Annotated in this window: 6 protein-coding genes (1 of these 6 running past the window's edge); 4 read left to right on the top strand and 2 right to left on the bottom strand. The window is 61.2% G+C overall.

Translation table 11 applies throughout. The annotated features are described in order from the left end of the window. Positions 1-1,502: the 5' portion of a DNA helicase RecQ gene (gene recQ / locus LCH97_RS16645; RefSeq protein ID WP_227302624.1), read on the bottom strand. 298 nt of this gene lie to the left of the window's left edge; only the first 1,502 of its 1,800 coding nucleotides appear in the window; its start codon is at positions 1,500-1,502; its stop codon lies off the left edge, out of view. A 213-nt stretch (positions 1,503-1,715) separates the two neighbouring features. On the opposite strand from recQ, the gene LCH97_RS16640 reads away from it, so the two are divergent. The 4 genes from LCH97_RS16640 to LCH97_RS16625 all read left to right on the top strand — a co-directional run bounded on the left by LCH97_RS16640 (position 1,716) and on the right by LCH97_RS16625 (position 6,558). Further along, positions 1,716-2,222 (top strand): surface-adhesin E family protein, encoded by a 507-nt coding sequence (locus LCH97_RS16640; protein WP_227302623.1) that lies wholly within the window; start codon positions 1,716-1,718, stop codon positions 2,220-2,222. Positions 2,223-2,305: 83 nt separating this feature from the next. Beyond that, positions 2,306-3,073, top strand: coding sequence for a ParA family protein (locus LCH97_RS16635; RefSeq protein ID WP_227302622.1), 768 nt, complete (start codon positions 2,306-2,308; stop codon positions 3,071-3,073). A 24-nt stretch (positions 3,074-3,097) separates the two neighbouring features. Next, complete coding sequence (locus tag LCH97_RS16630) at positions 3,098-5,659, top strand: ATP-binding protein (protein ID WP_227302621.1); 2,562 nt, start codon at positions 3,098-3,100, stop codon at positions 5,657-5,659. Positions 5,660-5,661: 2 nt separating this feature from the next. Beyond that, positions 5,662-6,558 (top strand): response regulator, encoded by an 897-nt coding sequence (locus LCH97_RS16625; RefSeq protein WP_227302620.1) that lies wholly within the window; start codon positions 5,662-5,664, stop codon positions 6,556-6,558. Here the strand turns inward: LCH97_RS16625 and LCH97_RS16620 are convergent. After that, positions 6,540-8,753, bottom strand: coding sequence for a DNA internalization-related competence protein ComEC/Rec2 (locus tag LCH97_RS16620; protein WP_227302619.1), 2,214 nt, complete (start codon positions 8,751-8,753; stop codon positions 6,540-6,542). The two genes, LCH97_RS16625 and LCH97_RS16620, sit on opposite strands and share 19 nt — an antisense overlap. Between the last annotated feature and the right edge of the window lie 83 nt (positions 8,754-8,836).

Genomic DNA, 8,836 nt, shown 5'->3' with positions numbered 1-8,836 from the left:
ATGCTCTCCTGACCTTTGAGCAGCGGGCGGCAGGCTTCGGTCAGCAGTAGCGACTGGCCGCGCACGATATCGACCACTAGCAGCTTGCGCGCAACCAGCTGGCGGATGATGGAACGCCAACCTTTCTGGTTCAGCTCGCGGCCGATACCAAAGGTAGAAAGCTTGTCGTGGCCAAAGTGGGTAACGCTGGCATTGGGCCGCCCCAGCAACACGTCGATCACGTGGCTGGCGGCAAAGCGTTGGCCAACACGGTAGATGCAAGACAACAACTTTTGCACCTGCACGGTGGCATCGAAGGTGGTGGGCGGGCGCTGACAGTTGTCGCACTGGCCACAAGGCTGGGAGGCTTCGCCAAAGTAAGCCAGAATCTGCTGGCGGCGACAGCTGGCGGTTTCGCAGTAGCCCAGCATGGCGTCGAGCTTGTTGAGCTCTACCTGCTTTTGCTGCTCCGGGCTCTCTCCGGATTCGATCATCTGGGTCAGCTGCACCATGTCGTTCAGGCCATAACAGAGCCAGCTGGTAGACGGCAGGCCATCACGGCCGGCACGGCCGGATTCCTGATAAAAGTTTTCCGGGCTTTTGGGTAGATCAATGTGGGCGACAAAACGCACATCCGGCTTATCGATACCCATGCCAAATGCTATGGTGGCCACCATCACCAGCCCGTCGTCGCGCAGGAAGGCACGCTGGTTGGCCTCGCGCTCGGCATGGCTCATGCCTGCGTGGTAGGGCAAGGCACGAATGCCGTTTTCGCATAGCCACTGGGCAGTATCGTCCACGCGCTTGCGCGACAGGCAGTACACGATGCCGGAGGCGCCGGGGTAGTCGTTCTCGATAAAAGCCAACAGCTGCTTCTTGGCGCTGTCTTTTTCGACTACCTGATAAAACAGATTGGGCCGATCGAAGCTGGTGACAAACTGGCGCGCATCCTGTAGCTGCAGGTAGTGCAGCATGTCGGCTCGGGTTTCTGCATCGGCGGTGGCGGTAAGCGCAATGCGCGGCACCTGCGGCCAACGTTGAAACAGTACGCCCAGCTGCTGGTATTCGGGACGGAAGTCGTGCCCCCACTGGCTGACGCAATGCGCCTCGTCTATGGCAAACAGGCTGATTTGCGGCAGGCTGGCCAGAAAGTCGAGAAAGCGCGGGCTGAGCAGGCGCTCTGGCGCCACGTACAGTAAGTCCAGGTCGCCATAGCGTGCCGCGTAGGCAATATCTCGCGCATCGTCCTGGCTGGTGGCCGAATTCAGGCAAGCAGCTTTCACCCCCGCTTCGCGCAGGGCGGCAACCTGGTCTTGCATCAGCGCAATCAGCGGGGACACCACCACGGCCACACCGGGTCGCAACAGGGCAGGAATCTGGAAACACAGGCTTTTGCCGCCACCGGTAGGCATGAGAACCAGCGCATGCCCGCCCTGCGACACGTGCTCGATAATATCGGCTTGCATGCCACGGAAGGCGGGGTAGCCAAAGGTGTTCTGGAGTAGATTAAGTGCGTCCTGCATCGGCTTTCCTGCGAGAAGACCGCCATTGTACGCAAAAAAAGCGGCCACCCGAGGATGGCCGCGCACAATAAATACCTGGAGACAAAGTGAAACAATGAAGAGTGATGGCACTCGAATGCTTCGAATGCTGCACGCCAGGCAAGTTCCCGCCCCTTTGGCTTTGCCTGCGAGTATGCGAGACTTCTTGCCATTCATTGCCGACCGAGCCACACCATGAAGCCATACCTGATTCCCGCCGTATTGCTTGCCAGCCTACTGGCAGGCTGTGCCAGCGCACCACGCACTACGCCGCCCCTGACTACCAAACCCGGTACACCCGGCATCAGCACCCGGCCGGTACAAGCCGGAAAACCTGTCGCTACCCCAAACGCAGAGTGGGTCATCATGGGTGTGACACCCAACGGGAATATCCTGCACGAGGTAGACAAGCTGAGCCTGGAACGCAAAGGGACGCTGGTGCAGTTTCGCGATCGCAAGACCATCTTCAACCCGAAAAAAGAAAACTTCCTGAACACCCCGCGCCATAAACAATCCATCAATTACTGGGAAGTGGACTGCGCGGCTGCCACATTCCGCCTGACCCGCATGATTCTGCTGGATGATAATGGCCGGGAAATCATTAACCGCACCTATAATGACAGCGAAATTCGCGCCATGCCGGTAGTGCGCCAGTCGGCTGGCTTCCAGCAAGTGGACTATGTGTGCAAACAGCAAGCGTAATACGCCAGGCCGGCCCGGCTAGCAGACAAACTTGCGGCCAACCATGTGCCAGGCGCTAACCGTTGACAATGTAAAGGGTGATCATGCGTCGTGTGGTATTCAATCAGAAAGGCGGGGTGGGCAAATCCACCATTACCGTAAACCTGGCTGCCGCAGCCGCCCAGGCTGGCAAGCGCGTTTTACTCATTGATCTGGACCCGCAGGGTAACGCCAGCCACTACCTGACCGGCCGCCATACGCCGCCTGCCAACAATGCAGCAGGCTTTTTCAACCAGATGCTGACCATCAGCATGTTTGAAAAAGCCCCGGCAGAATTTATCGTGCCCACAGCGCATACGGGTCTGGATCTGCTGGCATCCCACCCGGAGCTGAGCGAGCTGATGGTAAAGCTGGAAGCGCGCTACAAGATGTTCAAACTGCGCGAAGTACTACTGCAACTGGACACCAGCTACGACGAAATCTGGATAGACACGCCCCCCGCGCTGAATTTTTATACCCGCTCGGCGCTGATTGCCGCACAACGCTGCCTGATTCCTTTTGACTGCGATACCTTCTCGCGCCACGCCCTGCTCGGCTTGCTGGATAGCGCGGCCGAGATCCGCGCCGACCACAACCCGGAACTGCAGATAGAAGGCATCATCGTGAACCAGTACCAGCCACGCGCCAGCCTGCCTGCGCGCATGGTGCAAGCCTTGCGTGACGAAGGCCACCCGGTACTATCGCCACCGCTATCCGCATCGGTAAAAATCCGCGAATCACACGAGCGCAGCCTGCCCATGGTCTACCTGGACCCCAAGCACAAGCTGGCACAGGAGTTCACCCAGCTGTATCAGAACCTGGCAACAGGCTGATCTGCTTCGCTGGCTGGCTGCCCCATGAAACCCGACCAGACCACCCGGCTCACCTGGCTAGGCAGCATTTTGCTGGCGCTAGGTATCTGGCTACTGGCCATGGTGCTGCAAGAACACGAGAACCAGAATACTTACCGCAAACAGCAACTGGCGCAGGCTACCCTGCAGCTGGAGCACCTGACGCAACGGATACAGCAACTCAGCCAGGCAGGGCAAACCGCTACCGAGCTGCTTGTCAGCACAAATAACCGTAGTGCGCATGGCAGTTTTGAGCACTACGCGCCGTATGTCCTGGGCTCCAGCGATGCATTTGACTTTGTCGCGCTGATCGATCGCATCTCCCCAGTGCAGCGCCAGGCTATGGAAGAACAGCAAAGCCTGAGCATCAGAGAGTTTCAGGGGGGCCAGCTCGGCAATGCCAGTACGCGGGCCATGTACTTTGTCACCACCTTGCAGCACCCGGAAGACGGCAAGGCACTGCCTTCCCGCCTGGATCTAGGTGCAGAACCAGCCGTCTACAGTACGCTGGTACAAGCCAGTGCCAGCGGGCAGCCCGTGATCGCGCGCATTCGTGCAGGCAACCTGCAACGCATGGCCATTTTCTTCAGCCCCAAAGCCAAATCGCAAGCGATCATGGTGATGTTTGGCCTGAACAGCGATGCACTGCTGGCCAGACTAAACAAAGACACACCGCCAGCCCTGCAGCTAAGGCTGCGTCTGCTGCTAAACAGCAACCCTGGCGTCGTGATGGTGGACAGCCACCCCGGGAAACCCGTGTCGGCGCTGCCCTTACTCAGCGCCACGCGCATTATCGGCGGCCAACGCCTGAACTTCGAGTTCAGCCCGCTCAACGATAGCAACGAGCCCGAATACCAGCATTTGCCACTGTCCTTAGGCATGCTGCTGGCGCTGGGTATCTTGATCATGGGTGGGCACTACTATAACCGGAACAGCCTGCGCGAAATCCAGCGCCAGAACAGCGCGCTATCACTACTGCAAGAAAGCAACCAGGCGCTGCGCCAGCAATATAGCCAGCAACAACAGCATATAAAGCCACTGCATGACAGTGAGGAACGTCACCGCAGCGTATTGCACGGGGCCGCTGACGGCATGTTGCTGCTATCCGAACAAGGCGAGGTACTGGACGTCAACCCAGCTGCCGCCGCGCTGATTGGCCAGCCACGCGAGAGCCTGCTACAGCTCCCGGCGGGTGCGCTGATCAGCGAACTGCACTGCCGCAATGGCCTGCGCTTTGAACAGCACGCCGCCCCGCTACTGGGCATGCCATTCGAAGCCATGCTGATTTGCGACCAGTCTTTCATGCTGCAAGTCGAGCTTAGCCTGAGCCTGATACGCCCGCAGCAATCGGCCCCGCTCTATCTGGTGGTCTGCCGCAACATTGCCGCCCGTAAAGAACGCGAGGCGGCACTGATACGCCTGAAAGATTCGCTGGCAGAGCAAGTGGAGACACAAAACCGGCAGCTTACCGCCTTGCTGGATGCCAGCCCCATGGCCATGGCCTATATCGTGGATCGCCAGTTCAAACAAGTAAACAAGGCCTTCCTGGAGCTGTTTGCCCGCGAAGAAAGCACCACGGTAGACCATTCCACCCGCCTGATTTACGACAGTGACGAGCACTTTCTGCGTACCGGCAGGCTGATTTACCCCATGCTGCACGAGGGCCAGGTAACGCAAAACACCCTGCGCCTGCAGCGCGGCGACGGCAGCTCGCTATGGGTAAACATGTACGGCCGGGCGGTCAAACCGGACACCCCGGGCCTGGGCTCGGTCTGGCTCTACCAGGACATTTCCACCCAGCGCAATACCGAAGAAGCGCTGCGCCAGGCCCGCGACCTGGCCGAAGAAACCAGCCGCGCCAAAACCGAGTTTCTGGCCAATATGTCGCACGAGCTGCGCACACCACTGCACGCTATCCTGGGGTTTGCCGAGATGGGCGAGGCACGCAGCCACGGCGGCGACGGCAACAAAATCGCCCACTGTTTCGAGCGCATACACAATAGCGGCAGCCGGCTGCTTTCCCTGCTGAACGACCTGCTCGACCTGGCCAAAATGGAAGTCGGCAAGATGGACTACCAGTTTTCGCGCAGCGACCTGGAACAAGTGGTGCGCGAAGCAGTAGAAGATCTGCGCGGCCAGGCCGGCAAATGCCACGTTACGCTGGTACAGCTGCCCGCACCGGCCCGGCTAATGGCCGACATGGACCCGTTCCGCATTGGCCAGGTCGTGCGTAACCTGCTGGCCAACGCCATCAAGTTCAGCCCCAGCGGAAGCCGGGTAGAAATCGGCTTTAACCTGACGCCCGGCCAACCTGCCCTGCTCCATGTCAGCGTACGCGACCATGGCCCGGGTGTACCCCAGGGCGAACAAGAGCGTATTTTCGACAAGTTCATTCAAAGTAGCCTGACCAAAACCGGTGCTGGCGGAACAGGTTTGGGCCTGGCCATCAGCCGCGAAATCATCAACGCCCACCAGGGCGTGATATCCGTTCGCGATGCCGTCGACGGTGGCGCCATTTTCAGTTTCACACTGCCGCAAACACACCACGTGTTGCACAAGGAGAGCTAAGCATGGGCAAGCGCCTGCTATTGGTAGACGATGAGCCATTCAATCTGGAGCTGATGACCGAGCTACTGCAAGACGCCGGCTACGACACGGTACAAGCCGAAGACGGTGAAGCCGCCTGGCAGATATTGCAGCAAGAAGGCGAAACGTTCTCGGCCGTGCTACTGGACAAAATGATGCCCGGCATTAGCGGCTTCGACCTGCTGCGGCGCATGAAATCCTCCAGCAAGCTGGCCTTTGTGCCCGCCATCATGCAAACCGCGGTGGGTGCCGCCGCCAGCGTGCAGGAAGGCCTGTCATCCGGTGCGTTTTACTACCTGACCAAACCGTTCTCGCGCGACATGCTGCTGGCCGTGGTGGCCGCCGCCGCCGTGCACTGGGACCGCCACCAGCACTTCAAGGAGCTGGCCAACCAGCAAGCTGGTGCACTACGGCATATGAATAGCGCCAGTTTCAGCTTTCATAACCTGCAAGAAGCGCAGCACGTTACCTCGCTGCTGGCCAAAGCCAGCCCGCATCCGGAAAAAGTCGCCACCGGGCTGTTCGAGCTTATTGTTAACGCGATCGAACACGGCAATCTGGAAGTCAGCTATCAGGAAAAAACCCGGCTACAAAGCCTGGAGCAATGGGAAAGCGAGCTGGAAAAGCGCCTGGCCGACCCGCGTATGGGGCAGCGGCGCGTCTATGTGGATATGGCGCGCGATGGCCAGGCCCTGCGCTTTACCATCCGCGACGAAGGCCAGGGTTTTGACTGGCAGAACTTCCAGGACAGCGCGCCGGATACGCTGCTCTCCAGCCACGGCCGCGGCATTCTGATTGCCCGCAAGCTATCGTTCGACCAGCTGGACTACCTGGGCAATGGCAATACCGTGGTAGCCACCACCTACCTGGCGGCCCAGTAAGGCTGCCACCCCTGGCGCACGGTGACCAGCTGTAACTGCGGCCCCAGTTTCAGCTGCACCGCGCCCTGGGTGTCGGTACGCCACACCGTTATGCCAGACGTGTGCAAGCGGGACAGCACCTCGGCGTGCGGGTGACGGTAACGGTTCTGGTAACCGGCACTCACAATAGCGTGCTGTGGCTGCAGCACCGCCAGCCAGTCGGCACCGCTGGATGTACGGCTGCCATGATGGCCCAACACCAGCACCTGGCTACGCAGTGCGCTACCGTACTGCCGCACCAGGGTGTTTTCTACCGCCAAGGTAGCGTCGCCGGTCAGCATCAGCGCCTGCGTAGGCGTAGCCACCCGCAGTACACAGCTCAGGGCATTGTCCTCGCCCTGGCTAACCGGCGTAGGCCACAGCACATCAAAGCGGATACCGTCCCACACCCAGCTTTGCCCGGCCTGGCAAGGTTGGCCGCGCCACCCGGCCGCACTAGCGGGCTGTCCGCGAAGCAACCGGCGCACCGGCAGCTGTTGCAACAAGGTATTGGCCGCGCCGTCATGATCGGTATCGTGATGCGACAGCAGCAAGGCATCCAGCCGCACGACACCGCGCGCGCGCAATACCGGCAGTAGCACACGTCCGGCCACCCCCGCACCGGTATCAAACAGCACATCGTGCTGCGCGGTATGCAGCAGCACGGCGAGCCCCTGACCCACGTCGATTACCTCGGCCCATAGCTCGCCTGCAGGCGGGCGCGGTGTTCGGTATAGCAGCATGGGCAATAGCAGTAACACACCCCAGCTACGCCAGGCACGGCCCAGGGGCAGCAGCCATACCAGACTACCCAGCACGCCGGCTAGCCATAGCTGCCACGGTAGTAGCGGCCGGCGGTAAGGCGGCCACTGCGCCAGCCAGTCCGCCCCCCACCAGAAAACATGCGCGACTTTGCCGGCCAGCCAGGCCAGGCTGTCAAATGGCAAGGCTGCGGCCAACAATACCAGCGGGGTCAACACGAAAGACACCAGCGGAATAGCCAGGGCATTTGCTAGCGGCGACAGCCAGGGGAAGCTGCCAAATAGCCACAGCAGCGGCACAAACGAGGCCAGCGTGGCACGCCACTGCGCCCACAGCGCCGAGCGCCAGGCAGCTGGGCGCTGCCGCAGCCCCACCTCGCCGGCAATCAGCGCCCCCACCAAGCCAAACGATAGCCAGAAGCCGGCCGCCAGCACTGCAAACGGATCCAGCAGCAAAACTACCGCCAGCGCCGCCAGCCATACCTGCAATGCCGACAAGCCACGGTGCAGTGCCAGCGCCACGCACACGGTCAGCAGCATCCATACCGTACGCTGGGTCGGCACCGAAAAGCCTGCCAGCAGCGCATACAGCAGGGCGGCCGCAGCCCCCGCCCACCATGACAGCATGGCCGGCACGCGCGGCCAACGCCGCCGCAGCAAGCTGGCAGCCCCGGCCACCAGCGAAGCCACCAGCGTAATGTGCAAGCCCGACACGCTGACAATATGCGTCAAGCCGGTAGCCGATAGCACGTCCCACTGCGCACGCGCTATGCCCTGCTGCGCCCCCACCGCCAGCGCGGCCAACAGGGCGCCATCGCGCGGCTCGCCTTGCCCTGCCAGGCGCACGGCAATACGTTCGCGCAGCGCGTCCAGCCATGCCTGTGCATCCCGCCCGGCAGCAGGCCGGAGATAGCGCGCCTTGCCCACGGTGCCGGTGGCCAGTATCCCCTCGCTCCAGTACCAGCGTTCAGCGTCAAAACCCGCCACGTTGGCCGCACCGTGCGGCTGCCGCAACCTTACCGACAGTTCCCAGCGGCTACCGGCCGGCCACGGCCGCTGGCGGTAATCGTTCAACAGCAATACCGGTGGCAACGCTACCCCGGCCTGCTGCACCTCAAAGCGAAATCGCATGCCAAACTCGCCAGGATCCGCCAGGCCGCGCACCACCCCCTGCACATGCAACACACTGCCCGCCAGCGCCGGGTCTAGCCGCTGCGCCAGGCGCAGCTCGGCACGCCAGCAGGCGTAGCTCAGCCCCAGGCTGAACCACAGCAAGGCACATAGCCAGGTACGGCGGCTGCGCCACCACAACGGCCACAGCATCAGCCACAGCGCCGGCAACAAAAACCAGGGCGGCAGCGCAGGCAGTAGCGCGCACAGCACGATACCGGCACACAGGAAGGCAAGCTTGTACATGGCACCATGCTAGCCAGCGCATTTATCGACAAGCAAAGCAGTTGCCGCGCAAGGTGCGATACCGTATCTTCGCCGCGTCAAAA

The sequence above is a fragment of the Vogesella sp. XCS3 genome (genome assembly GCF_020616155.1).
Taxonomy (GTDB): Bacteria; Pseudomonadota; Gammaproteobacteria; order Burkholderiales; family Chromobacteriaceae; genus Vogesella.
Note: the sequence above shows the minus strand (reverse complement) of the source record. Positions and strands in the feature narration are given on the sequence as shown.

Excerpts from the sequence above, each read along its gene's own strand:
- LCH97_RS16630 (WP_227302621.1), top strand. The coding sequence starts at position 3,098 with ATGAAACCCGACCAGACCACCCGGCTCACCTGGCTAGGCAGCATTTTG.
- LCH97_RS16635 (WP_227302622.1), top strand. The coding sequence starts at position 2,306 with ATGCGTCGTGTGGTATTCAATCAGAAAGGCGGGGTGGGCAAATCCACC.
- LCH97_RS16625 (WP_227302620.1), top strand. The coding sequence starts at position 5,662 with ATGGGCAAGCGCCTGCTATTGGTAGACGATGAGCCATTCAATCTGGAG.
- LCH97_RS16640 (WP_227302623.1), top strand. The coding sequence starts at position 1,716 with ATGAAGCCATACCTGATTCCCGCCGTATTGCTTGCCAGCCTACTGGCA.
- LCH97_RS16620 (WP_227302619.1), bottom strand. The coding sequence starts at position 8,753 with ATGTACAAGCTTGCCTTCCTGTGTGCCGGTATCGTGCTGTGCGCGCTA.